General features: G+C 73.7%; 23 protein-coding genes and 13 pseudogenes. 25 read left to right on the plus strand and 11 right to left on the minus strand.

The window, feature by feature from the left end:
- Positions 1-11 precede the first annotated feature (11 nt).
- Both G5V59_RS07635 and G5V59_RS07640 read left to right on the plus strand, forming a co-directional pair.
- A complete protein-coding gene (locus tag G5V59_RS07635; RefSeq protein ID WP_278259703.1) occupies positions 12-212 on the plus strand; it encodes a DUF3093 family protein in 201 nt (66 codons plus the stop codon).
- A 20-nt stretch (positions 213-232) separates the two neighbouring features.
- Positions 233-427: pseudogene (locus G5V59_RS07640) on the plus strand (DUF4235 domain-containing protein); the annotation flags it as partial.
- Positions 428-592: 165 nt separating this feature from the next.
- On the opposite strand, the pseudogene G5V59_RS07645 reads toward G5V59_RS07640, so the two are convergent.
- The 6 genes and pseudogenes from G5V59_RS07645 to G5V59_RS07670 all read right to left on the minus strand — a co-directional run.
- Positions 593-887, minus strand: a pseudogene (locus G5V59_RS07645) (DUF4193 domain-containing protein).
- Positions 888-1047: 160 nt separating this feature from the next.
- Positions 1048-1335, minus strand: a complete 288-nt coding sequence (locus G5V59_RS07650) for an inositol monophosphatase family protein (protein ID WP_341351148.1) — start codon at positions 1333-1335, stop codon at positions 1048-1050.
- A gap of 40 nt (positions 1336-1375) precedes the next feature.
- Positions 1376-1804, minus strand: a pseudogene (locus G5V59_RS07655) (inositol monophosphatase family protein); the annotation flags it as partial.
- Between the two features lie 229 nt (positions 1805-2033).
- A pseudogene (locus tag G5V59_RS36120) lies at positions 2034-2429 on the minus strand (ferrochelatase); the annotation flags it as partial.
- The gene (locus G5V59_RS07665) at positions 2341-2706 is read right to left on the minus strand and encodes a ferrochelatase (RefSeq protein WP_341351149.1); all 366 of its coding nucleotides are present in this window, start codon (positions 2704-2706) and stop codon (positions 2341-2343) included. The gene G5V59_RS07665 and the pseudogene G5V59_RS36120, both read right to left, overlap by 89 nt.
- Positions 2707-2716: 10 nt before the next feature.
- Positions 2717-2923 (minus strand): annotated as a pseudogene (locus G5V59_RS07670) (ferrochelatase); the annotation flags it as partial.
- A gap of 32 nt (positions 2924-2955) precedes the next feature.
- Here G5V59_RS07670 and G5V59_RS07675 point away from each other — a divergent pair.
- The 7 genes and pseudogenes from G5V59_RS07675 to G5V59_RS07700 all read left to right on the plus strand — a co-directional run bounded on the left by G5V59_RS07675 (position 2956) and on the right by G5V59_RS07700 (position 9479).
- The gene (locus G5V59_RS07675) at positions 2956-4659 is read left to right on the plus strand and encodes an MFS transporter (protein WP_278256072.1); all 1704 of its coding nucleotides are present in this window, start codon (positions 2956-2958) and stop codon (positions 4657-4659) included.
- A gap of 56 nt (positions 4660-4715) precedes the next feature.
- Positions 4716-5261: pseudogene (locus G5V59_RS07680) on the plus strand (D-arabinono-1,4-lactone oxidase); the annotation flags it as partial.
- Positions 5262-5344: 83 nt separating this feature from the next.
- Positions 5345-5452, plus strand: a complete 108-nt coding sequence (locus tag G5V59_RS36125; RefSeq protein ID WP_341351150.1) for a D-arabinono-1,4-lactone oxidase — start codon at positions 5345-5347, stop codon at positions 5450-5452.
- 99 nt (positions 5453-5551) lie between these two features.
- The gene (sepH, locus tag G5V59_RS07685; protein WP_278256073.1) at positions 5552-6967 is read left to right on the plus strand and encodes a septation protein SepH; all 1416 of its coding nucleotides are present in this window, start codon (positions 5552-5554) and stop codon (positions 6965-6967) included.
- A gap of 289 nt (positions 6968-7256) precedes the next feature.
- Complete coding sequence (locus G5V59_RS07690; RefSeq protein WP_278256074.1) at positions 7257-8294, plus strand: SDR family oxidoreductase; 1038 nt, start codon at positions 7257-7259, stop codon at positions 8292-8294.
- Positions 8295-8341: 47 nt separating this feature from the next.
- A pseudogene (locus tag G5V59_RS07695) lies at positions 8342-8611 on the plus strand (short chain dehydrogenase); the annotation flags it as partial.
- A 91-nt stretch (positions 8612-8702) separates the two neighbouring features.
- The gene (locus tag G5V59_RS07700; protein WP_278259706.1) at positions 8703-9479 is read left to right on the plus strand and encodes an SDR family NAD(P)-dependent oxidoreductase; all 777 of its coding nucleotides are present in this window, start codon (positions 8703-8705) and stop codon (positions 9477-9479) included.
- A 242-nt stretch (positions 9480-9721) separates the two neighbouring features.
- Here G5V59_RS07700 and G5V59_RS07705 read toward each other — a convergent pair.
- Positions 9722-9955, minus strand: a pseudogene (locus tag G5V59_RS07705) (rhodanese-like domain-containing protein); the annotation flags it as partial.
- Positions 9956-10115: 160 nt separating this feature from the next.
- Here G5V59_RS07705 and G5V59_RS07710 point away from each other — a divergent pair.
- Positions 10116-10712, plus strand: a complete 597-nt coding sequence (locus G5V59_RS07710) for a hypothetical protein (protein WP_278256075.1) — start codon at positions 10116-10118, stop codon at positions 10710-10712.
- A gap of 42 nt (positions 10713-10754) precedes the next feature.
- Here G5V59_RS07710 and G5V59_RS07715 read toward each other — a convergent pair whose 3' ends face one another.
- Both G5V59_RS07715 and G5V59_RS07720 read right to left on the minus strand, forming a co-directional pair.
- Entirely contained in the window at positions 10755-12065 is a 1311-nt protein-coding gene (locus tag G5V59_RS07715) for a hypothetical protein (RefSeq protein WP_278256076.1), read from the minus strand.
- Complete coding sequence (locus G5V59_RS07720) at positions 12058-13089, minus strand: DUF4192 domain-containing protein (RefSeq protein ID WP_278256077.1); 1032 nt, start codon at positions 13087-13089, stop codon at positions 12058-12060. Before G5V59_RS07720 ends, G5V59_RS07715 begins: the two co-directional genes overlap by 8 nt.
- 134 nt (positions 13090-13223) lie before the next feature.
- Here G5V59_RS07720 and G5V59_RS07725 point away from each other — a divergent pair, with 134 nt between their 5' ends.
- The 11 genes and pseudogenes from G5V59_RS07725 (at position 13224) to G5V59_RS07775 (ending at position 18006) form a co-directional block, all read left to right on the plus strand.
- A complete protein-coding gene (locus G5V59_RS07725) occupies positions 13224-13862 on the plus strand; it encodes a hypothetical protein (RefSeq protein WP_278256078.1) in 639 nt (212 codons plus the stop codon).
- A 159-nt stretch (positions 13863-14021) separates the two neighbouring features.
- Positions 14022-14141: pseudogene (locus tag G5V59_RS07730) on the plus strand (hypothetical protein); the annotation flags it as partial.
- A 106-nt stretch (positions 14142-14247) separates the two neighbouring features.
- Positions 14248-14565: a hypothetical protein gene (locus G5V59_RS07735; protein WP_278256079.1), complete on the plus strand. Its 318-nt coding sequence runs from the start codon at positions 14248-14250 to the stop codon at positions 14563-14565.
- Positions 14566-14593: 28 nt separating this feature from the next.
- A pseudogene (locus G5V59_RS07740) lies at positions 14594-14944 on the plus strand (oligopeptidase B); the annotation flags it as partial.
- A gap of 121 nt (positions 14945-15065) precedes the next feature.
- Entirely contained in the window at positions 15066-15164 is a 99-nt protein-coding gene (locus G5V59_RS07745) for a hypothetical protein (protein WP_278259707.1), read from the plus strand.
- 8 nt (positions 15165-15172) lie between these two features.
- The gene (locus G5V59_RS07750; protein ID WP_278259708.1) at positions 15173-15868 is read left to right on the plus strand and encodes a hypothetical protein; all 696 of its coding nucleotides are present in this window, start codon (positions 15173-15175) and stop codon (positions 15866-15868) included.
- Between the two features lie 180 nt (positions 15869-16048).
- A pseudogene (locus tag G5V59_RS07755) lies at positions 16049-16180 on the plus strand (hypothetical protein); the annotation flags it as partial.
- A gap of 109 nt (positions 16181-16289) precedes the next feature.
- Entirely contained in the window at positions 16290-16802 is a 513-nt protein-coding gene (locus G5V59_RS07760) for a prolyl oligopeptidase family serine peptidase (RefSeq protein ID WP_278259709.1), read from the plus strand.
- 155 nt (positions 16803-16957) lie between these two features.
- Positions 16958-17067: pseudogene (locus tag G5V59_RS07765) on the plus strand (sigma-70 factor domain-containing protein); the annotation flags it as partial.
- Between the two features lie 197 nt (positions 17068-17264).
- Positions 17265-17684: pseudogene (locus G5V59_RS07770) on the plus strand (sigma-70 family RNA polymerase sigma factor); the annotation flags it as partial.
- Positions 17685-17793: 109 nt separating this feature from the next.
- Positions 17794-18006, plus strand: coding sequence for a hypothetical protein (locus G5V59_RS07775; protein WP_278259710.1), 213 nt, complete (start codon positions 17794-17796; stop codon positions 18004-18006).
- Here G5V59_RS07775 and coaE read toward each other — a convergent pair.
- Positions 17939-18394 carry a dephospho-CoA kinase gene (gene coaE / locus G5V59_RS07780; RefSeq protein WP_341351151.1) on the minus strand — a complete coding sequence of 152 codons (456 nt, stop codon included), beginning with the start codon at positions 18392-18394 and terminating at the stop codon, positions 17939-17941. The genes G5V59_RS07775 and coaE overlap by 68 nt on opposite strands.
- A gap of 420 nt (positions 18395-18814) precedes the next feature.
- Between coaE and G5V59_RS07785 the strand changes: the two genes are divergently transcribed.
- From G5V59_RS07785 to G5V59_RS07800, 4 genes are read left to right on the plus strand one after another with little or no spacing between them, the layout of a single operon-like run.
- Complete coding sequence (locus tag G5V59_RS07785) at positions 18815-19798, plus strand: AMP-binding protein (RefSeq protein ID WP_278256080.1); 984 nt, start codon at positions 18815-18817, stop codon at positions 19796-19798.
- 18 nt (positions 19799-19816) lie between these two features.
- Complete coding sequence (locus G5V59_RS07790) at positions 19817-20044, plus strand: hypothetical protein (RefSeq protein WP_278256081.1); 228 nt, start codon at positions 19817-19819, stop codon at positions 20042-20044.
- Positions 20037-20249 carry a hypothetical protein gene (locus G5V59_RS07795; RefSeq protein WP_278256082.1) on the plus strand — a complete coding sequence of 71 codons (213 nt, stop codon included), beginning with the start codon at positions 20037-20039 and terminating at the stop codon, positions 20247-20249. The genes G5V59_RS07790 and G5V59_RS07795 overlap by 8 nt, the downstream gene beginning before the upstream one ends.
- 23 nt (positions 20250-20272) lie before the next feature.
- Complete coding sequence (locus tag G5V59_RS07800) at positions 20273-20728, plus strand: GNAT family N-acetyltransferase (RefSeq protein WP_278256083.1); 456 nt, start codon at positions 20273-20275, stop codon at positions 20726-20728.
- On the opposite strand, the gene G5V59_RS07805 is transcribed toward G5V59_RS07800, so the two are convergent.
- A complete protein-coding gene (locus tag G5V59_RS07805) occupies positions 20725-22779 on the minus strand; it encodes a DUF3253 domain-containing protein (protein WP_278256084.1) in 2055 nt (684 codons plus the stop codon). The genes G5V59_RS07800 and G5V59_RS07805 overlap by 4 nt on opposite strands.
- Between the last annotated feature and the right edge of the window lie 22 nt (positions 22780-22801).

Here is a 22801-nt window from a genome sequence, read left to right on the forward strand (position 1 = left end):
CTGCGGAGGCGCTGGACGCCGACGCCACCCGCCACGTCTCCGGCCCGGGTGCCGACGCCCGGGCCTACCTGCTGCTGCGTCCCTACCTCAAGCAGTCGGTCAAGGTGGAGGTCACCGACCCGGCCGACCCGGCGCCGTACTGGCTGGTGGTCTCGCGGCACCCCCAGGCCCTCGCCGGCGCCCTCAACGCGGCGCGCAGCGCGTCGCGCTAGCCGCCCGCTAGGCTCGGACCATGGCAAAGGACGACTCCAAGGTCTGGTCGGCGTTCTCTCTCGTCGCCGCGCTCGGCGCGGCCTCGGTCGCGAAGAAGGCACTCGACGGCGGCTGGAAGGCCGCGACCGGCAAGCAGCCGCCCGCCAACCCCGCCGACCCCGACGTGGAGTTCCGCGAGGCCGTCGCCTGGGCCGCGGTCAGCGGCACCCTCGTGGCGCTGGCCAAGATGCTCGCCCAGCGCCGGGCGGCCGGCTACTACCTGAAGTCCACCGGCGAGTCTGCCGCCGCCGCTGCGCAAGGACGTCTGAGCGCCCGCCAACGCAAACGCCCGGCACCGGTCCCCCTCAGGGGCCGGTCCGGGCGGATGGGCCGGACGTGCTCAGGCGCAGTCGCGGCAGATCATCTTCTTCGGGTCCGCCAGCCTGGCTGCGGTGGTGGACCAGGAAGCAGGCTCATGCAGGTGAACTCGTCGTCCTGCTTGGGCTTCACCTCGACAGCGAGTCTCCTCGTGCGAGAGGTCCGCACCGGGCAGGCTCGAACGACTCGGCCGCCTCGGCCTCGTCCTCGTCGACCTTGCCGGAGTTCTTGTCGTGGCGGCGCGCCTTGAGCTCTTCGATGCTCTCCTCGGACTGCTCGTCCTCGTTCTTGCGCGGTGCGTCGTAGTCAGTCGCCATGACGTGTCCTCTCCCCTGAAGTGAACCGGCCGTTCAGCACGTGGTTCGTACTGATCAGCGCGGCAGATTGTGCACCATCGGTGTCGGTTTGCGACACCCGGGTGGATGCGAGCCGCCACAACGGCGGCGAGGTACCCGTTATTCCCCGGTGAAACCGGCGTCACGTACGGCGGCGAGGAGCTCCGCGAAGCCGTGATCCGGGCCACACACGAGCAGACTCCCGGCCGCCCGCCCCCGGCAGGAGCTCGAGCCGGGCGCCGGCGCGGCGGGCGACCAGCCCCGCGGCAGCGTGGTCCCACAGGTGGACGCCCTCCTCGACGTAGCCGTCGAGGGAGCCGGCGGCCACGCGGCACAGGTCGATCGCGCAGGACCCCGAGCGGCGGATGTCGCGGACCTCGGGAAGCAGCCGGGCCACCGCGGCGCCCTGGACGGCGCGCACCTCGCGCACGTAAGCTGAACCCGGTGGCGACCAGCCGCTGGCCCAGGGGCGCCGGGCCGCGGACGGCCAGCGGACGGCCGTCGCGAGTGGCGGGGCCGTCCACGGAGGCGGCGTACACCTCCCGGCTCGCGACCGCGACCACGACGCCGGCGACGACCTCGCCGTCGACCTCGGCGGCCAGGGAGACGGCGTGGTCGGGCAGGCCGTAGAGGAAGTTCACGGTGCCGTCGATCGGGTCGGCGATCCAGCGCACGCCGGAGGTGCCGGCGACGTCGTCGCCCTCCTCGCCGAGGAAGGCGTCGTCGGGACGGGCCGCGAGGACCCGGGCCCGGATCAGGCTCCTCCGAGGCCCGGTCGGCGGCGGTGACGACGTCGATGTCGCTGGTCTTGGTGGCGGCGACCTCGACCGTCCCGGTGGCCCGCTCGCGGACCAGGCCCGGCGGCCTCCTGGGCGACCTCGAGGGCGAGCCTCGAGCAGGCTCCCCGGGACTGGTGGCGGCGCTCACCGGCGTGCCGCCAGCCGGTCCTCCCGGCCCTCGCCCAGGCAGCAGCCCACCGGGCAGCGGTCGTGCGAGGCTCCTCGCACGCCGAGCGCCGGCCGGGACACCTCCTCGCCCCGTGCGGCCGCGGCACGCTCGACGACGAGACTCGCGGATCGCGCTGACGAAGGCCGGGTCGACGCCCGCGGAGGCGGCGCGCCGGGCCGGCAGGCCGAGCCTCTCGGCGGTCGCGAGCGCCTCGGTGTCGAGGTCGTAGACGACCTCCATGTGGTCGGAGACGAAGCCCACCGGGATCAGCACGACGCCCGCCGCGCCCTCCCCGGCCAGGCTCCTCCAGCCGGTCGTTGACGTCCGGCTCCAGCCACGGCGTCCGGGGCGAGCCCGAGCGCGAGCAGTAGACCAGGCTCGTGCGCCCGCTCCACGCCGGTGGCATCGCGCACCGCGTCGGCGACGACCTGGGCGACATCGAGGTGCTGGGCGACGTAGGCGCCGCCCTCGGGGCCGCTGCTGTCGCTCATGGTGGTGGGGATCGAGTGGGTGACGAACACCAGCCGGGCGTCGTCGCGGACCTCCTCGGGCAGGCTCGGCGAGCGCGGCGAGCACCCCGTCGACGTTCGCGGCGACGAAGCCCGGGTGGTTGTAGTAGGCCCGCACCTTGTCGAGCCGCGGCGGCTCCAGGCCCGCGGGCAGCGCGTCGAGGGCGTCGGCGAGGTTCTCGCGGTACTGCCGGCAGGCTCGACCAGGAGGAGTACGCCGACGTCAGCACGCACACCGCGCGTCGTACGCCGTCGCGGGCCATCTGCTCGACGGTGTCGGTGAGGTAGGGCGCCCAGTTGCGGTTGCCCCAGTAGATCGGCAGGTCGACGCCGTGCTCGGCCAGGCTCGGTCTCGAGCGCGGCGATCAGGGCCTTGTTCTGGTCGTTGATCGGCGACCTGCCCCCGAAGAGGAAGTAGTGCTCGCCGACCTGCTCCAGGCGCTCGCGCGGAATCCCGCGGCCACGGGTCACGTTCTCGAGGAAGGGGACGACGTCCTCCGGCTTCTCGGGACCACCGAAGGAGACGAGGAGCAGGGCGTCGTAGGGATCACGATTGGGCACGCCTCCATCGTAGGGAGCAGGATGACGCCGCCATGTTGCAGACCTACCGCCTGATCTTCACGCCGGCCACGGCGCTGTTCAGCCTGACCGGCCTGGTGGCGCGACTGCCCATCTCCATGGTGGGTCTCGGGATCGTCCTGCTCGCCGAGCACGAGACCGGCTCCTACGGCTTCGCGGGCTCGGTCTCGGCGGTCGCGCTGATCGCCAACGCGGTCTTCGCGATCCCCCAGGGGCGGCTGATCGACCGGCTCGGGCAGGGCCGGGTGCTCGCGGTGGTCATCACCGTGTGGGGCGTCGGGCTGGCCCTGGCGATGGGCTCGCTGGAGTGGGACTGGCCGCGCTGGTCGACGTACCTCCTGGCGGCGCTGGCGGGCGCCGCCCTGCCCTCGGTCGGCACCTGCGTGCGAGCGCGGTGGTCGCACACCCTGGCGGCGCAGCCGGAGCGGCTGCACACGGCGTTCTCCTTCGAGGCGGTCGCCGACGAGGCGGTCTTCCTCGTCGGCCCGATCGCGGTGACCATGCTCGCCACCGCGGTGCACCCAGCCGCCGGTCTGCTCGCCGCGCTGGTGGCCGGCACCATCGGCACCTACGCCTTCGCCGCCCAGCGCGGCACCCAGCCGCCGGTGCACCCGCCCGTCGCCGCGGAGGGCCTCCGGCCGCCGATCCCGTGGGCGGCCATCGCCCCGCTGACCGTCGTCGCGGCCGCGCTCGGGGTGCTCTTCGGTGCCGCCGAGGTGGTCACCGTCGCCTTCGCCGAGGAGGAGGGGCACAAGGGCGCCGCCGGCTTCCTGCTCGCGATCTGGGCGCTCGGCAGCCTGGTGGCCGGCGTCGTGTCGGGCGCCATCACCTGGAAGCGCGGGCCGCTCGTCCGGCTGCGCGCCGGCGCGCTCGGGATGCTGGTCGCGATGGCACCGCTGCCGCTGGTGCCCTCGCTGCCGGTCATGGGCGCGGTGCTGCTCGTCGGCGGGCTCGCCATCTCCCCCACCCTGATCGCGGCGATGTCGCTGGCCGAGAAGGTGCTGCCGGCAGCCCGGCTCACCGAGGGGATGGCATTCATCCAGACCGGGCTCGCGGCCGGGCTCGCCCCCGGTGCGGCCGTCGCCGGCGTCGTGATCGACGCGCACGGCGCCTCGCCGGCGTACCTCGTCTGCGCGGCGGGTGGCCTGCTCGCCCTGGTCGGTGCACTCGCCACCCGGGTTCCCGCTACCCTCGCGCAGCATGAGCAAACTGGCGTAACTGGTCGGGCCTGGAGTCGGCGAGCGGACTGCGGACCGTCACCCCCACGGACGCCGCCGAGGTCGCCGAGGTCGTGCGCGCGGCGCGCGAGGCCGGGCAGAGCGTCAAGGCCGCCGGCACCGGGCACAAGCTTCACCGGCATCGCCACGCCTCGGCACGTCCACCTGCTGCCCGAGCGGATGCGCGGCATCGTCGCCATCGACCGCGACGCGATGACGGTGACCGCGCGGGCCGGGACCCAGCTCAAGGTCTTCAACGCCGAGCCTGGAGCGGCTCGGGCTGAGCCTGCACAACATGGGCGACATCGCCGAGCAGACCCTCGCCGGCGCCGTCTCGACCGGCACCCACGGCACCGGTGGCCGGGCGGCCGGCCTGGCGGCGCAGGTGGTCGGCTTCGAGTCTGGTCACCGGCACCGGCGAGGTGCTGCGCGCCTCGGCCACCGAGAACGCCGACCTGCTCGACCTCGGCCGCGCCGGGCTCGGCGCGCTCGGCGTGCTGACCACCCTCACCTTCGCCGTCGAGCCGCTCTTCCTGCTCCGTGCCGAGGAGCGCCCGATGTCCTGGGCCGACGCGCTCGCGGCCTTCGACGACCTGACCGCTGCGCACGACCACGTCGACATGTACTGGTTCCCGCACGCCGACCGGATGCTCACCAAGCGCAACACCCGGGTCGGCACCGACCTCACGGCCGCCGAGCCGCTGTCGCGCTGGCGTGGCTGGCTCGACGACGACCTGCTCTCCAACACCGTCTTCGGCGCTCAGACCGCGCTGCTCAACCGGGTGCCCCGGGCCATCCCCGCCGCCAACCGGTTCGCCTCACGGCTGCTGGGCCCGCGCACCTACACCGACGTCGCGCACCGGGTCTTCACCACCGAGCGCCGCGTGGTCTTCCGCGAGATGGAGTACGCCGTCCCCCGCGAGGCCGGCCTCGACGTCCTGCGCGCGTGCCGCACGGCCTTCGAGCGCTCGGGCCTGCGGGTCTCCTTCCCCGTCGAGATCCGGGTCGCCCCCGCCGACGACGTGGCCATGTCCACCTCCTACGGCCGCGACTCCTTCTACCTCGCCTTCCACACCCACCGCGACGCCGACCACACGGCCTACTTCGCACTGATGGAGTCGATCGTGCGCGACCACGACGGCCGCCCGCACTGGGGCAAAGTCTGCACCACCTCGACGCCGGCGACCTGGCCGCGCGCTACCCCCGCTTCGGCGACTTCGTCGCACTGCGCGACCGGCTCGACCCGGACCGGGTCCTCACCAACCCCTACCTCGACCGCGTGCTGGGCGCGTGAGCCGCGGCGCCTGTCCCTGCGGCTCCGGGGCGTCGTACGACGCGTGCTGCGGCCGGCTGCACCGCGGGCTCGCCGCGGCTGCGACCGCCGAGGAGCCTGATGCGCTCGCGGTACGCCGCGTTCGTGGTCGGCGACGCGTCGTACCTCCTCGCGACGTGGCACCCCGCCACCCGCCCGGAGCGCCTCGACCTCGACGCCGCGGTGCACTGGACCGGGCTGGAGGTGCTGGCGACCCAGGCCGGTGGGCCGGAGGAGCGGCGCGGCGTCGTGGAGTTCCGGGCGTCCTTCGTGGAGGACGGGCGGGAGCGGTCGCTGCACGAGGTGAGCCGGTTCCGGCGCGACGCCGCGGGCTGGCAGTACGTCCGGGGCAGGGCGAGCCTGGTCGTGAGCGAAATGTCGACAGATCACCCACACGCCGCGCGGCCAACCGGATCCGGGGCACCCGCGGGCGTAGGCTCAGCGGACCGGAGCAGGCATGACACGACCGAGGACGACACAGTGACCGAGCAGGACGACGCGGGCACGGCGCCAGACGCCGTCACCGCGCTGTCGCTGGCGGGCACGTCCCCGGACCGCCGCCGCCTGCTGCTGGTGGACGACCAGGGCAGCGAGTTCACCCTCGACATCACCCCTGACCTGCGCACCGCGGTGCGCGGGGAGACCACCCGACTCGGCCAGTTGGAGACCAAGATGAGCAGCAGCATCCGTCCGCGCGAGATCCAGACCCGCATCCGGGCCGGCGAGAGCGCCGAGGCCGTCGCGACCGCCGCCGGGACCACCGTGGACGCGATCATGCCCTACGTCGCGCCGGTGCTCGCCGAGCGCGAGCACGTGGCCGCGCGGGCGCTCAAGGCCTCGCTGCGCCGGACGCCGGGCGAGGGCTCCGCGGCGCACACCCAGAGCCGCGTGCTCGGGGATGCGGTCGCCGCCCACCTGCGCGCTCAGGGCGCCGACCCGGCCGAGGTCACCTGGGACGCCTACCGCCGCGAGACCGGGCGCTGGGTGCTCACCGGCGCCTACACCGCCGCGGGACGCACCGGCACCGCCCGCTTCACCTACGACGCCCCCGGCAACTACGCGCTCTCCGACAACGACGATGCCCGCTGGCTGGTCGGCGAGGCGCTCCCGGAGCCGGCCGCACCGGCCCGCGACGACCTCCAGCAGGTCCGCGAGCGCCGCCTCGCCGCCGTACCGGCCGACGAGTCTGCCGCTCGGTGGCGACGCGCCCGAGGAGCCTCCCGCTCGGCGACTCCTTCGACCAGGCGCTCGGCCTCGTCGCCGGCGAGGCCGCCGAGACCCTGGTCGACATCCCGGAGCCTCGCGCCCCCCGCGAGCGCGAGGAGCAGCCGACCCTGGACGAGCCGATCCGCGCCACCGCCGAGGAGACGTCCGCCGAGGACGCCGCCGCCGAGGCCGAGCGGGCCAAGCACCGCCGGCCGGTGCAGAAGAAGCGTGGCCGCGCCTCGGTCCCGAGCCTGGGACGAGATCATGTTCGGCGGCTCGGACCAGGCTTGACAGGTCGAGCGCGTCTTTGGCGGCATGAGCGGTCAGCAAAGTCCGCCATCGCGCCGCCTCCCGCCGCGCTGCCGACCAGGCTTGACAGGTCGAGCAGGCCCACGCAAAAGGTGTGTCAGCGGCGCTGAACATCCCTGACCGCCGACCCTCGTTTGGGCGTAGCCTTCGCGCATGGCCTACTTCGTGACCGGCGCCACAGGCTTCATCGGGCGTCACCTCATCACCGAGTCTCGTCGACCACCGCGAAGGTCCGGTCTACGTCCTGTGCCGCGCGTCCTCGCTCGGGCGGATGGAGGCGCTGGTGCGCCAGTGGGGCTCCGACCGGGTGCAGCCGGTCGTCGGCGACCTGACCCAGCCGGCGCTCGGTGTCGACGCGCAGTGGGTGGCCGAGCACGCCGGGCAGGTCGAGCACTTCTTCCACCTCGCCGCGATCTACGACATCACCGCGGACGACGCGACGAACGACGCGATGAACATCGAGGGCACCCGCAACGCGCTCGCCCTCGGCGAGGCGCTGCAGGTCGGCACCTTCCACCAGGTGTCCTCGGTCGCGGCGGCCGGTGACTTCCGGGGCCGCTTCGACGAGACCATGTTCGAGGAGGGCCAGCCGCTCCCGTCGCCGTACCACCGCACGAAGTACGAGTCGGAGAAGATCGTCCGCGACGAGGCGAGCGTGCCGTGGCGGGTCTACCGTCCGGCCATCGTGGTGGGCCACTCCGAGACCGGCGCCATGGACAAGATCGACGGGCCGTACTACTTCTTCCCGCTGATCAAGCGACTGCGCGACAGCCTGCCGTCGTGGCTGCCGCTGGTCGGCGTCGACCTCGGCGACACCAACCTCGTCCCGGTGGACTACGTCGCCAAGGCGATGGACCACCTCGCTCACCTGCCGGCACGCGACGGTGAGGCCTTCCACCTGGTCAACCCCGAGCCGCAGCCGGTCGTGGAGATGATCAACGCCTTCTGCGCCGCCGCCGGCGCTCCGCGCTTCGCCACCCCGGTCAACCGCTCCGTCACCACGGCCGGCCCGCTCGGGCTGATCCCGCGCGCACTGCGCCCGATCAACCTGATGACCGCCGTGGTCCGCTCCATGCCGGCGCAGACTGGTCCTCGACCAGACGATCGGCCGGCTCGGCATCCCGGCGGAGGTGCTGGCGCACAGGCTCCTTCCCGTCGGTCTTCGACTCGCGGATCACCGAGAAGGCGCTCGCCGGCTCCGGGATCAGCGTGCCGCCGCTGGAGACCTACGTCCGCTCGCTGTGGTCCTACTGGGAGGAGAACCTCGACAACACCGTCGGCCGCGACCCCAAGGCGCGTGCCGCGCTGAAGGACAAGACCGTCGTCATCACCGGCGCCTCCTCCGGCATCGGCAAGGTGGTCGCGCTCAAGGTCGCCCAGGCCGGCGGCATCCCGGTGCTCGTCGCCCGCGGCAAGGAGAAGCTCGAGGAGACCAAGGCCGACATCGAGGCCCGCGGCGGGCAGGCGCACGTCTTCGCGTGCGACCTCTCGGACCTGACCGCGATCGACCGGCTGTGCGAGCAGACTGGTCGCCGAGCCTACCGAGCGTGGACTACGTCGTCAACAACGCGGGGCGCTCGATCCGCCGCTCGCTCAAGGCTCTCCCAGGACCGCTTCCACGACTTCGAGCGGACCATGCAGACCAACTACTTCGGCGCGATCCGCCTGGTCATGGGGCTGATGCCGCAGTCTGCACGACCAGCGCTCCGGGCACATCGTGAACATCTCCTCGATCGGCGTCCAGACGAACCCGCCCCGCTTCTCGGCGTACGTCGCCTCCAAGGCCGCGCTCGACGCCTGGAGCAATGTCGTGTCCTCGGAGGTGGTGGGCCACGGCATCACCTTCACCAACGTGCACATGCCGCTGGTGCGGACGCCGATGATCGCCCCGACGAAGATCTACGACAAGTTCCCCACCATCTCCCCCGCGCAGGCCGCGGACGTGGTGATCAAGGCGATGGTCGACAAGCCGCACGAGATCAACACCGCCCTCGGCACGGCGGGCGAGACTGGCCCACACGATCGCCCCGCGCACCGCCTTCCGGGTGCTCAACCTCGCCTACCAGGTCTTCCCGGACTCGGCGGCCGCGAAGGGCCAGAAGCCCACCTCGCAGGCAGCAGCCGCCGCCGAGGAGGCCCCCGCCGCGAACCACCGGGAGACCGAGCAGATGCTGCTCGCCCAGCCTCTTCCGCGGCGTGCACTGGTGAGGCGCTAGGCGCGCTCCCCCGGCTCGCCCGTCTCGACCGGGCGACTCGGGTCGGCGACCCACTCGCTCCAGCCTGCCCGGGTACAGCGCGGCGCGCACCCCGGCGATCTCCAGCGCGAGCACGTCGTGGGCCGCGGTCACCCCGGAGCCGCAGTAGACCGCGACGTCGGCACCGGGCACCGCCCCGACCTCGGCGTAGACCCCGGCCAGGCTCCGCGGGCGCGCGGAAGCGGCCGTCCGCGCCGAGGTTGCACGTCGTCGGCACGTTCCGCGCGCCGGGAACGTGACCGGCGACAGGGTCGATCGGTTCGACCTCGCCGCGGTACCGCTGCGCCGCCCGGGCATCGATCAGCACCTCCACGCCGCGCACCGCGTCCACGCCGACCGCGGGCATCGCAGGTGCCGTCGCAGCCGTGAAGTCCCCCGGCTCCCGCGGCCCGCCCGTGCCCTGCTCGACCGGGAGCCCGGCCCCGCGCCACGCGGGCCAGGCACCGTCGAGCACCCGGACGTCGGGGTGGCCGAAGAAGCGCAGCAGCCACCAGCACCGGGCCGCGGCGTGCCCGGCCCAGTCGTCGTAGACCACCACCGGCCGGCCGTCGCTCACCCCCGCCGCCCGCATGGCCGCGACGAAGTCGCCCTCGTCCGGCAGCGGGTGACGACCCCGCGGTCCGGGTGCGGCGGCCAGCGCCGTCCCCAGGTCGACGTACGACGCCCCGGGGACGTGGCCCCCCGCGAACTCCTCGCGCCCGTCGGGCCCGCCCATCCGGTAGCGCACGTCCAGCACGGTCACGTCGGCGAGCCGCTCCGCCAGGCTCCGTGGCGTCGATCAGGGGCGAGGTCATGCCGGCAACCTATCCCCGCGCTCCCCCGGGCCCTGTGGAGGAGGTCCGCGCGGGCCGCCGGAATCAGGCAGGCTGCTGACCATGACCACCGGTCCGGGCCTCCACGAGCCGCTGCCCCTGCTGTTGCGCCGGGTGCTGCGGGGGGCGGTGCACCAGCACGCGCGGACGGAGCGGCGCCGTCGCTTCCCCACGGTCCTGCACGTCGGCATCCCCGGCGGCCTGGACCGCACCTTCGAGGTGCGCCCCGAGGTGGACCTCGACCTCGCTCTGCGAGTGGAGATCGTCGAGGCGATGGCCCGGCACAGCATCGACACCGGTGCGGTCCCGCTGGTCTGGCTGACCCGGATGGCCGGCGACACCGACACCGAGGACCTCGCCTGGGCAGCGGCCGTCGGGCACGCCGCCGGTGAGCCTGGGCGTGCGCCCGGACCTCGTCGTCATCACCCGGCGCGCCTGGCACGACCCCCGCTCGGGCGCCGGCCAGTCCTGGGCACGGGTGCGGCCGCCGGCTGCCACCGAGCCCGCTTCCCCGGCAGGACGCGGGTGAGCCGGCCGACCCGCGGCCTCACCAGCGGTGGACGGGCTCGTTCTCGTGCATCCGGGCGCGGTACTCCCCCAGGACGGCGCGCAGCGCGTCGTACCGGTCCTCGTCGTGTCGCTGCTGCATCTGCCGGGTGAACCACGCCGCGCCGTTGGTGTGCTGCAGGCAGCGCTGCTCGATCACGTCGAGGTACCGGCTGGCCTCCTCCGCACCCACGCCCCACGCGGCGAGGCCCTCGTGCGCCAGCGGCAGCAGCCGGCGCACGACGAGCTCGGTCGCCTGGACCCGGCCCAGGCCGGGCCAGTAGACCTCGGCGTCGATGCCGTGCTGGGCCGCGGTGTGGAAGTTCTCCTCGGCCGCGCTGAACGACATCTGCGACCACAGCGGCCGCTCGTTCTCCGCGAGCGCGCGCACCAGTCCGAAGAAGAAGGCGGCGTTCGCCACCGTGTCGACCACGGTCGGCCCGGCGGCGAGGATCCGGTTCTCCACCCGTAGGTGCGGCAGGCCACCGGCGACGTCGTAGACCGGCCGGTTCCAGCGGTAGATCGTGCCGTTGTGCAGCCGCAGGCTCGGAGAGGTTCGGCGTACCGCCCGCCTCCAGGACCGTGAGCGGGTCCTCCTCGTCGATGACCGGCAGCAGCGGCGGGAAGTACCGCACGTTCTCCTCGAACAGGTCGAAGACCGAGGTGATCCAGCGCTCGCCGAACCACACCCGCGGACGCACGCCCTGCACCTTGAGACCCCTCGCCCCGGGTGTCGGTCGCCTGCTCGAACAGCGGGATGCGGGTCTCGGCCCACAAGTTCTTCCCCAGCAGGTACGGCGCATTGGCACCCACCGCGATCTGCACCCCCGCGATCGCCTGCGCCGCGTTCCAGTACGACGCGAACCGCTCCGGGCTGACCTGGACGTGGAACTGCGTGCTGGTGCACGCCGCCTCCGGCATGATCGTGTCGACCGTCGTGCGCAGCCGCTCGACGCCGTGGATGTCGATCGTGATGTCCTCACCGCGCGCGCCGAGGATCTGCTCGCTGAGCAGCCGGTAGCGCGGGTTGGCGCTGATCGCGTCGTCGGCCAGGTGCTCGGGAGCCAGGGTCGGCAGGATCCCGATCATCACCTGGTGGGCGCCCAGCGCGGCCGCTCGCTCCTCGGCGGTGTTGAGACTGTCCCGCAGGCGCTCCTCGCAGGCGATCAGCCCACCGTCGGCGAGCGGGCCCGGGGGCAGGTTGAGTCTCGATGTTGAACTGGCCGAGTCTCGGTCTGGAAGCCGGGGTCGTCGATGGCACGCAGCACCTCGTCGTTGCGCAGCGCCGGGTCGCCCGCCTCGTCGACGAGGTTGAGTCTCGACCTCGATGCCGGTCCACGGATCGTCGGTGTCGAAGGCGGACTCGCGCAGCATCCGCTCGAAGACGTCGAGACAGCGCCGGACCTTCTCCCGGTAGCGCGTCCGGTCGGCAGGCGTGAATTCCTGTGCGGCGACCTCATCACCCATGGCCCGACACTAGTAGGAACCTCCGCACGGGAGGCCGAGCGTCCAGTCGAACCCGCCGGGCCACACCTCGGGCGGGACCGCGTGGTGCAGCAAGCCGGGCGAGGTCGGCGGCGAGCGGGTAGCCCGGGTCCCCGCGAGCGGCGCGGGCCAGTGCCGACCAGGCGAGGGCTCCGTCGCCGTCCTGCCAGGCCGCCCAGCCGAGCAGGGTGGCCGGTGGCGCGGCGAGCTCGTCGGGCGTGGCGCGCAGCACCGACGTCCAGAACCGGACGTGGCCGCCGGCCCCGGCTCGGTCGATCGAGGACCAGGCGGCATCGCGCACCCGGGGCACCTGCAGCATCCGGACCAGTCGCGCCACGACGGCTGGCCCGGGCGGACCGTCGTCCGAGACGCCTCTCGCCACGGTCTCCACCACCCAGTCGCCCTGCGCACGCACCGCCCGGCCACCCAGCGGCAGTCCGTCAGCCGAGCCGGGAGCGTGACCGGCGTCGACCAGTGCGTCGAGGACGGCGTCGAGCGCCGCGGGGTCGGGCTCCAGCGAGGCCACCAGGTCCGCACGGCTGGCGTGGCGGAGACGGCCGGAGGCCAGCGCCGCGACGACGAAGGGGTGCCCGGCGGCGTCGTAGGCCACGGGTGGGGCCCCGCCGGTGTCCTCGAGGTCGGCCCACCGGGAACCGTCGGCGACGACCGCGATCGCGATCGGCAGCCCGAGACGCGCACATCCGGCCCGGAGCACCGCGTGGGCGGCGAGGGCCGTGGAGTGGTCGGCGGTGAAGTAGAGCAGCACCACGGCGCGGGCGCCGTGCCGGAGCGCCGGGTGCAGCAGCGGATCGTCGAACAGGTGCGGGCCGGCATGCGCGAGCCGGTCGCGCGGTGGCAGGTCGAGGCGCCCGTGGAAGGGCCGGGACGAGCCGAGGGTGAGCATCACGATCGACTCGCGTGGCCAGAAGCCGAGCAGGACCGGGGCGAGCGCGATCAGGTCCTCGTGGGAGTGGACGGTCAGGAGAGGGGGTGCGGTGGTGGTCATGGGCCGAGGCTCGTGGGAGGCCCCGACGGAGGGGGGTCGGGCGGAGCGGGGGCTGTGGAGAGGCGGCGTGCTGGGGCGGGCTGTGGAGAGCAGGGGGGACGGTCCTGGGGGTGGTGAGGGCTAACGTGACGACGGTGCGCGCGCGGTCCTCGATCCTCCACCTGGATCTCGACGCCTTCTTCGCGGCGGTCGAGCAGCGTGACAAGCCGTCGCTGCGGGGCAAGCCGGTCGTCGTCGGTGGGACCGGCGGGCGGGGGGTGGTGTCGACGGCGTCGTACGAGGCGCGGGTCTTCGGTGTCCGCTCGGCGATGTCGACCCGGGAGGCACGGGCCCGGTGTCCCCACGCGGCGTACCTGTCCGGGCGCTTCGAGGCCTACCGCTCCACCAGCGCCGCGGTGATGGGCCTGCTCCGCTCGTGCTCGCCATTAGTGGAGCCGCTGTCGCTCGACGAGGCGTTCGTGGACCTCGAGCAGGCGGGCCTGCCGGACCTGGAGGTCGCCACGGTCACCGCCTTCGCCGAGGACCTGCGCACCCGGGTCCGCGAGGTCACCGGAGGTCTCACCGCGTCGGTGGGCGTGGCGAGCTCGAAGTTCCTGGCGAAGATCGCCAGCGACCTGGACAAGCCGGACGGGCTGGTCGTCGTCGCGCCCGGCACCGAGCGGGAGCCTGCTGCGCCCGATGCACGTCAAGGTGATCCCCGGGGTCGGCCCGGCGACGGTCGAGCGGCTGCGCCGGGCCGGCATCTCCACGGTCGCGGAGCCTCGAGCGGGTGACCGAGGACGAGCCTGGTGCGCCAGGTCGGCAGGTCGCTCGGTACGGCGCTGTACCAGCTCGCGCGCGCCGAGGACGACCGTGCCGTCGTCCCGGACCGGGAGACGAAGTCGGTGAGCGTGGAGGGGACCTACGAGCACGACCTCACCGACCGCCGGCAGATGGAGGCGATCGTGACCCGCCAGGCGGGGGAGGTCGCGAAGAGGATGAAGGCCAGCGGGCTGTCCGGGCGCACCGTCACCCTGAAGGTGCGGATGTACGACTTCACCACGCTCAGCCGCTCCGCGACCCTGCCCGCGCCGACCGAGCACGCCGCCACGATCGCCCGGCTGGCCCGCCAGCCTCCTGGCGGACCTGGACACCTCCGGCGGCGTACGGCTGCTGGGGGTGGGGGTCTCCGGCCTCGCGGACTGGGTCCAGGAGGACCTCTTCGCGGAGGAGACGGCCGAGGAGCCGGAGCCGGAGGAGACCGAGCGGCCCGAGGAGGCCGGCGCCCGCCCACGGGGTACGACGTGGGCACCCGGCATGGACGTGGTGCACGACGAGCACGGCCGCGGGTGGGTGTGGGGCGCCGGGCGCGGGGTGGTCACCGTCCGCTTCGAGACCGCGGAGACGCCGCCGGGGCCGGTGCGCTCCTTCCCCGCCGACGACCCGGCGCTCGAGCGGTGGCGCCCGCCCGTCCCGGAGCAACCGGCCGAGCAGTAGCAACCGGCCGAGCAGTAGCGTTCGCGGCATGTCCGACGTACAGCCGCCCCGCGCCGACCGCCGTCCCGTCACGACCGCGCCGCACGGGCGCACCCGCACCGACGAGTACGACTGGCTGCGGGCCAAGGACGACCCCGAGGTGCTCGCCCACCTGGAGGCCGAGAACGCCTGGACCCAGGAGCGCACGGCGCACCTGGCGGGCCTGCGCGCCAAGATCTACGACGAGATCAAGGCCCGCACCCTGGAGACCGACCTGTCGGTGCCGACCCGGGTGCGCGGGCACTGGTACTACGGCCGCTCCTTCGAGGGCCGTCAGTACGGCGCGACCTGCCGCGTCCCGGTGGCCGATCCCGACGACTGGACTCCCCCGCAGCCCGCGGCCGACGCCCGCCCGGACGAGCCCGCGCTGCCCGGCGAGGAGGTCCTGCTCGACCTCGACGAGCCTCGCCGAGGGTCACGAGTTCTTCTCCCTCGGCGGGTCCTCGGTCAGCCCCGACGACGTGCTGCTGGCCTACGCCGTCGACGTGGTCGGCGACGAGCGCTACACCGTGCGCGTGCTCGACCTGCGCACCCGGGAGTCTGCTCGACGACGAGCCTGACCGGAGTCATGGGCGGCGTCACCTGGGGCGACAGCACCGGCTCGGGAGGGCCGGGAGGGCCGGGAGGGCCGGGAGGGCCGGCCCACTTCTACTACACGACCGTCGACGAGTCGTGGCGCCCCGACAAGGTCTGGCGGCACCGGCTCGGCACCGCCCAGGCCGACGACGAGTCGATCTTCCACGAGCCCGACGGGCGCTACTTCGTCGGCGTGGGGCGCACCCGCAGCCGCCGGTACGTCGTGGTGGCCGCCAGCTCGAAGACCACCTCCGAGTACCACGTCCTCGACGCCACCGACCCGGCCGCGCGGCCGGTGCTCTTCGCCGAGCGCACCGACGGCGTGGAGTACTCCCTCGAGCACGCGGTCGTCGGGGGCCGGGACCACTTCCTGGTGCTCCACAACGCGAGCGGCCCGGAGTTCGAGCCTGGCGATCGCCCCGGCCGAGCCGACCCCGCCGTCCGGCTGGCGCCCGGTCCTCCCCCACGACCCGGCGGTCCGGCTGGAGGACGTCGACGCCTTCGCCGGCCACTGGGTGGTCCAGCAGCGCAGCGGCGGCACCAGCCAGGTGCGCGTGCTCGGCCTGGGCGACGACCCGGCGGCACCCGTCGCCACGGACCGGCTGGTGGAGTTCCCCGGCGAGCCTGGCGACGGTCGGCGCGGGCAGCAACCCGGCCTGGGAGCAGCCCACCATCCGCGTCGGCATGACCAGCCTGGCCCGCCCTTCCGCGGTCTACGACCACGACCTGCGCACCGGCGAGTCTGGTGCTGCGCAAGGAGGCGCCCGTCCTCGGCGGCTACGACGCCGGCGACTACGAGGAGCACCGGCTGTGGGCTACCTCGGCCGGCGGTGCGCAGGTGCCGATCTCGCTCGTCGTGCGCAAGGGCGTGCGCGGGGAGTCCGGCACCGACCCGGTCCCCGTCCACCTCTACGGCTACGGCGCCTACGAGGCCTCGATCGACCCGTACTTCTCCGTCGCCCGGCTCTCCACCCTCGACCGCGGTGCGGCGTTCGCGATCGCGCACGTGCGCGGGGGTGGCGAGATGGGCCGCCACTGGTACGACGAGGGCAAAGCTCGAGCACAAGCAGCACACCTTCGACGACTTCGCCGCCGCGGCCCGCCACCTCGTGGAGACCGGCTGGACCACGCCGGAGCGGATCGTCGCCGAGGGCGCCAGCGCCGGCGGCCTGCTCATCGGGGCGGTCGCCAACCAGGCGCCCGAGGCGTTCGGCGGCTTCGTCGCCGGCGTACCGTTCGTCGACACGCTGACCACGATGCTCGACGCCAGCCTGCCTCTCACCGTCCCCGAGTACGACGAGTGGGGCAACCCCAGCGACGACCCCGAGGCCTACGACCGGATCGCGGGCTACGCGCCGTACGAGAACGTAGCCGACCTCCCCTACCCCCCGATCCTCGCCGAGACCTCCCTCAACGACACCCGGGTGCTCTACGTCGAGCCTGCCAAGTGGGTGGCCCGGCTGCGGGAGCGCGCGCCGCAGGCCGACGTCCTGCTGCGCACCGAGATGGCAGCCGGGCACGGCGGCGTGTCCGGGCGGTACCGGGCGTGGGAGGACCGCGCCTTCACGCTGGCATGGATCCTGGACCGCCTGGGTCTCGCGGAGGCCGACCTGCGAAGTTGAGAAGTGGCTGAGATTCCCTTTTTCTCGCAACTTCCAGGGGATGCCGCACGTCATTGCGGATAGAGCATCACCAAGGACCCGGGAATCCGGGACCGACCCCTGGTGTTGGGAACCAAGTGCGGAAGTCCCCGTCCGCACGATGAAGGAGGGACGCGATGGCCACGGCAACTGCGAACAGGACGCGCAACACCGGTCGGGAGATCGAGGGGCGCGACAGCGTCGGCCTCTACCTCGACGAGATCGCGCGGACGCCCCTGCTCGACGCGGCACGGGAGGTCGAGCTCGCCAAGACCATCGAGGCCGGCCTGCTCGCCGAGCACCTCCTCGCCGAGGGCCGCGTGGGCCGCAAGAAGGGCGGCGCCCCCAAGCAGGCCTCCCAGGCCGAGCCTGGAGTGGCTCGCCGAGGAGGGCCGCAAGGCGGTCACCGAGTTCATCAACGCCAACCTCCGCCTGGTCGTCTCGATCGCGCGCAAGTACGGCCGCGCGCAGATGCCGATGCTCGACCTCATCCAGGAGGGCAACACCGGCCTGATCCGCGCGGTCGAGAAGTTCGACTACGCGAAGGGCTACAAGTTCTCGACGTACGCGACGTGGTGGGTGCGCCAGGCGATCACCCGCGGCATCGCGCAGCAGGCCCGCGTCGTCCGGCTCCCCGTGCACGTGGTCGAGGAGACTCAACCAGGTCGGCGGCGCGCGTCGTACCCTCGAGCGGCAGGCTGGGTCGTGACCCGGAGCCGGAGGAGATCGCCGCCGAGTCTCGGCATCGAGGTGGACCGGGTCCTCGACCTGATGGCCTGGGGCCGTGAGCACGTCAGCCTCGACACCCCCGTGGACGAGGACGGCGACACCTCGCTGGGTGACCTGATGGCGCAGGAGACCGCGCCCGGCCCGGACCTGACCGTCCTCGACGTGGAGGCCCGCGACCGGCTCAACAGCCTGGTCGACCAGACTCGACGCCCGGGCCGCGGACATCATCCGCTCGCGCTACGGCCTGACCGACGGCCGCCAGCACAAGCTCGCCGACATCGGCGTCAAGCACGGCATCTCCGCCGAGCGGGTGCGCCAGCCTGGAGCGCGAGGCGCTGCAGAAGCCTGCGCCGTCTCGGCGACCCCGACCTGGCTGCCTGAACGGGGGCTCAGCCCGCCAGTCGCTCGAAGACCTCCGTCACACGCTGGCGGAGGTCTTCGCGCGTCCCGGTGTTGACGATGAGGTACGTCGCCACGGCACGCCGCTCCTCGGCAGTGGCCTGGGCGGCGATCCGTGCCCGGCCCTCCTCGTCGGTCCAGCCGCGGTCGCGCACCATCCGCTCGACCTGGACCTCCTCGGGCGCCTCGACGACGATCACCGCGTCGAACTCCCCCGCCCGGCCGGACTCGACCAGCAGCGGGATGTCGTGGACGACCACCCCGTCGGTGGGCGCGGAGGCCTCGAGCTCGGCGTACCGCTCGAAGACGAGGGGGTGCACGATCCCCTCCAGGCGCCGGCGCAAGGTCTCGTCGCCGAACACGAGCGCGCCCATCCTCGGACGGTCCAGGCTTCGCCGTCGGCGGTGAGCAGGCTCGGGCCCGAAGGCCTCGACGACCGCGGCCAGACCCGGCGTGCCCTTCGCGACGACCTCCCGCGCGAGCCTGGTCGGCGTCGATGACGACCGCCCCGAGCTCGCGCAGGATGCTGGACACGGTGCTCTTCCCCGAGGCGATCCCCCCGGTCAGTCCGACGCGCACGCGATGACCCTACTGTGACCTCGTGGACGTCGCGACGCAGACCGCGGGCCCGGCCGCGGGCGACCGGGTCGCCCTGCTCGTGCCCGGCTCCCTCGACTACGTCGACGCGGTGTGGCGCCTGCTCACCGCCGGTGTCTTCCCGATCCCGCTCGACCCGCGGTTGACCGCCTCCGAGCGCGAGCGGATCCTCGCGGGGCTCTCCCCCACGCGCGTGGTGACCTCCGCCGCGGAGCCTGGACGCGTTGCGTGCCGGGCTGCCCGCCCCCGGGCTGCCGCTCGGCCGACCCATGCACTGCACGAGCGGCACCACCGGCGTACCCAAGGGGGTGTGGTCGGGCCTGCTCTCCCCCGCCGACGCGCAGGCGCTGTGGGACGAGGAGCGCGACCTGTGGGGCTTCGACGCCGGCGACGTCAACCTCGTGCTCAGCCCGCTGTACCACTCCGCGCCGCTGCGCTTCGCGCTCGGCACCCTGCTGGCAGGCGGGCGCGTCGTCGTACCGGGACCGTTCGACCCGGCCACCGTCACCGCCGCCATCGAGCGCGAGCGACCGAGCACGATGTTCTGCGTGCCGACCCACCTGCAGCGGCTCCTCGCGTGGTGGGACGAGCACGGTACGCCGGACCTGTCCTGCTTCCGGCTCGTCGCCCACGCCGGGGCACCCTGCCCGGTCGAGGTCAAGCGCCGCATGGTCGCGGAGTTCCCGGCCGGCTCCACCTGGGAGTTCTACGGCTCCACCGAGGGCCAGTTCACCGCCTGCCGCTCCGAGGAGTGGCAGGAGCGCCCCGGCACCGTCGGCCGCGCCCGTCCCGGCCGCACCATGAGCGCCGATCCCGACGGGACGCTGTGGTGCACCGTCCCGGACTTCGCCCGCTTCACCTACTACGGCGCCCCCGAGAAGACCGCCGCCGCCTGGCGGGGATCCGCGTTCACCGTCGGCGACCTGGGCCGGATCGACGACGACGGCTACGTCTACCTCGACGGGCGGCGCGAGGACCTGATCATCAGCGGCGGGGTCAACGTCTACCCCACCGAGGTGGAGCAGGTCCTCGGCGCGTGCCCGGGCGTGGTCGAGGTCGCGGTGCACGGCGTACCGGACCCGGAGTGGGGGCAGCGCGTGTGCGCGGCGGTGGTCGGCACGGTCACGGAGGAGGTGCTGACGGCGTTCGCGCGCGAGCACCTCGCACCGCCGAAGCGACCGAAGACGTGGTCGTTCCTGGACGCGCTGCCGCGGACGTTGACCGGGAAGGTGCTGCGGAGCCGGCTCGGCTGAGCACGGCACAATGGCGCCATGCCCAGCCCGACCCGCACCCAGGCCTGGTTCCGTGAGCACCCGATCGTCGCCGGCCTGCTGATGGTGCCCGTGGTGCTGGCCGTCGCCGGCCTCGGGGGTCTGGTGGGCGACGCGCTCGACCTGCCCGGGCTGGCTCGGCTCGCGCTGCTGGCCGGCTTCCTGGTGCTCGGTCTCGCGCTCAGCCGCCGGGTGACCGGGCTCATGATGGGCCCGGACGATGCCTGACGCGGGCCTGGACCACCCGGTCCATGCGGCGTTGACCTCCCGGCATGCCGGCCTCGCCCGGAGCAAGGGCCGGGCGCTGGCCTACGACGCCCAGGTGGCGACCTTCTCGGCGCTCCCACCCGAGCCGGAGCCCGAGGACTGGTCCGACCTGGCGGCACTGCTGGGCCCGGGAGCCTTCGCCGACCTCTTCAGGCTCGCCCCCTGACGCCGCCGGCGGAGTGGGAGCAGGTGTTCACCCTCGACGGCTTCCAGATGGTGCTCGACGTGCTGCCCGCGCCGGCCCGCGTCGAGGTCGTCGCACTCGGCCCGGCGGACTCCGCCGCGATGCGCGCGCTCGTGGAGCGCACCAAGCCGGGGCCGTTCTGGGAGCGCACCCACGAGATGGGGCGCTACGTCGGCGTGCGCGACGGGGACCGGCTGGTCGCCATGGCCGGCGAGCGGCTGCGGCCACCCGGCGCGACCGAGATCAGCGCGGTCTGCACGGCCCCCGAGGCGCGGGGGCGCGGGCTGGCGGCGGCGCTGGTGACCGACGCCGCCCACGCGATCGCCGCGCGCGGCGAGCAGCCCTTCCTGCACGTCGCGGCGAGCAACACCGGGGCGATCGCGCTCTACGAGCGGCTCGGCTTCCGGGTCCGGCAGGCGGTGGTCTTCCGCGGCTACCGCGTGCCGGGACAGCACCGCTAGTCCGCGACCCGCCGGATCCGGATCGGTCCGCGCACGGTGGCGAGGTCGACGACCTCGCCGCCCTGGGTGATCTCGACGACCCCGTCGGCGACCAGGCCGCGGGCGGCGGCACGGACCGGCTCCATCAGGCCGCGCCACTCGTCGTCGCCGGCGGCGGCCCGCGCCGCGTCGGAGGGGCAGATGGTCGCGCCGGGGTGGCGCTGGTCGAGCAGGTCGAGGATGACCTGCGCCAGGCTCCGCCTCCGTCGCGGCCATGTCAGGGGCGTCCGACGATCCGGTCGACGACCCCCTGCGTCACCGAGTGGTACGTCGGCCGCGCGGTCGCGTAGATCTCGCGAGCGCGCGCGAGGCCCGGCTCGGAGGAGGCGAGGGCGTCGTAGACACGGCGGACGTAGAGCGCCCGCCCGTGCCGGGTCAGGAAGTCGGCGAGGCCCGCGTCCACGGCCGGCTCGGCGAAGGCGAAGCCGGAGCGGGCGGCCAGGCTCGAACCAGGCGGTGGCGATCTCGAGGTTGCCGCTGCCGGTGAACCCGAAGGCCGCGTCGACCGCGGCCAGCACGTCGAAGGACACCTCGAGGGGCAGGGCACGCACGAAGTGCACCCACTGCTGGCTCACCCAACCGGTCGTGTCGAGAGCCTCGGGCGCGGCCCCCGCGATCAGCGCGGCCACCTGGGCGTCGACCCGGTCGAAGGCGTCGGAGGCGAACTCCGGAGCGTTGTCCGGCACGCCGGGGCCGTGCACCCACGCCTCGACCTGCAGGCTCCTCGGCCGTGACGCCCGACGGCTCCAGCAGACTCGCTCGTCAGGTGGGCGAGGAAGGAGGCGGTGTCCATCGACTCGAACGCGAACCGGTCGAAGTAGGCGCGCAGGAAGGCGTCGAAGCGCTCCCGCCCGACGGCCGCCTCGATCGTGCGCAGGAAGAGCGAGCCCTTCTCGTAGGGGATCTTGGTCGGCCCCTCGTCCGGGTCGCGGCCGGCGAGGTCCAGACTCCAGCCAGGTGTCGCGCGGCGCCTCGTCGGCGACCGCGCGGGCGAGGTCCTGGCGTCCGAGCCGCAGCAGCATGCTGGCGTACGGCGCGCCGTACAGCCTCCTCGTCGATGCGGGTCTCGAAGTAGACGGTGAAGCCCTCGTTGAGCCAGATGTCGTTCCAGGTCGCGTTCGTGACCAGGTTGCCGGACCACGAGTGCGCCAGGCTCGTGCGCGATCAGCGTCACCAGCGAGCGGTCGCCGGCGAGCACCGTCGGCGTCGCGAAGGTGAGCCGCGGGTTCTCCATGCCGCCGTAGGGGAAGCTCGGCGGGAGCACCAAGATGTCGTAGCGCCCCCACCGGTAGGGCCCGTAGAGGCGCTCGGCCGCCTCGATCATCTGCTCGGTGTCGGCGAACTCCCAGGCGGCGCCCTCCACCACCGACGGCTCGGCGTAGATCCCGCTGCGCGCCCCGATCGCGCGGAACTCCAGGTCGCCCACCGCCAGCGCGACGAGGTACGACGGCACCGGCTGCGGCATCGCGAAGCGGTAGCGCCCGTCCGCCGAGCGCTCGGTGGGGTTCTCCGCGCTCATGACGGCCAGCAGACTCGGGCGGCACCTGCACCGTGGCGTCGTAGGTCATCCGGACGGCGGGGCTGTCCTGGCACGGGATCCAGGTGCGGGCCAGGATCGGCTGGGACTGGGTGAACAGGAACGCCTTGCCCGAGGCGGTCTGCGCCGGCTCCAGCCACTGCAGGGCGCGCGCCTCGGGGCTGGTGGCGTAGTGCACGACGACCCGGTCGCTCGTGCCGATCTCGATCTGCAGGGCCTGCCCGAGCGCCGGGTCCTCCTCGCCGAGGGTGAACGGCACCTCGGCGCCGTCGGCGGTGACCCGCTCGATGCTCAGCCGCCAGGTGTCGAGCACCAGCGTGGTGGCGGCCGGGTCGAGGTGCTCCAGCTCGAGGGTCGCGCTGCCGACCAGGCGACGGGCGTCGAGGTCGACGCTCAGGTCGAGCGTGAGATGCCGGACGACGACCTCGTTCGGACGAGCGTGGGAGTGGGGGTCAGCGAGATAGGTGCGAGCCACCCGACCAACTTATCCCCGGCCT

This window comes from Nocardioides convexus (assembly GCF_011090295.1).

What these genes read in the sequence shown, in the direction of transcription:
- G5V59_RS07675 (WP_278256072.1), top strand. Translation starts at nt 2,956, where the DNA reads ATGTTGCAGACCTACCGCCTGATCTTCACGCCGGCCACGGCGCTGTTC.
- sepH (WP_278256073.1), top strand. Translation starts at nt 5,552, where the DNA reads ATGCGCTCGCGGTACGCCGCGTTCGTGGTCGGCGACGCGTCGTACCTC.
- G5V59_RS07690 (WP_278256074.1), top strand. Translation starts at nt 7,257, where the DNA reads ATGGAGGCGCTGGTGCGCCAGTGGGGCTCCGACCGGGTGCAGCCGGTC.
- G5V59_RS07710 (WP_278256075.1), top strand. Translation starts at nt 10,116, where the DNA reads ATGACCACCGGTCCGGGCCTCCACGAGCCGCTGCCCCTGCTGTTGCGC.
- G5V59_RS07715 (WP_278256076.1), bottom strand. Translation starts at nt 12,065, where the DNA reads ATGGGTGATGAGGTCGCCGCACAGGAATTCACGCCTGCCGACCGGACG.
- G5V59_RS07720 (WP_278256077.1), bottom strand. Translation starts at nt 13,089, where the DNA reads ATGACCACCACCGCACCCCCTCTCCTGACCGTCCACTCCCACGAGGAC.
- G5V59_RS07750 (WP_278259708.1), top strand. Translation starts at nt 15,173, where the DNA reads ATGGGCGGCGTCACCTGGGGCGACAGCACCGGCTCGGGAGGGCCGGGA.
- G5V59_RS07785 (WP_278256080.1), top strand. Translation starts at nt 18,815, where the DNA reads ATGCACTGCACGAGCGGCACCACCGGCGTACCCAAGGGGGTGTGGTCG.
- G5V59_RS07790 (WP_278256081.1), top strand. Translation starts at nt 19,817, where the DNA reads ATGCCCAGCCCGACCCGCACCCAGGCCTGGTTCCGTGAGCACCCGATC.
- G5V59_RS07795 (WP_278256082.1), top strand. Translation starts at nt 20,037, where the DNA reads ATGCCTGACGCGGGCCTGGACCACCCGGTCCATGCGGCGTTGACCTCC.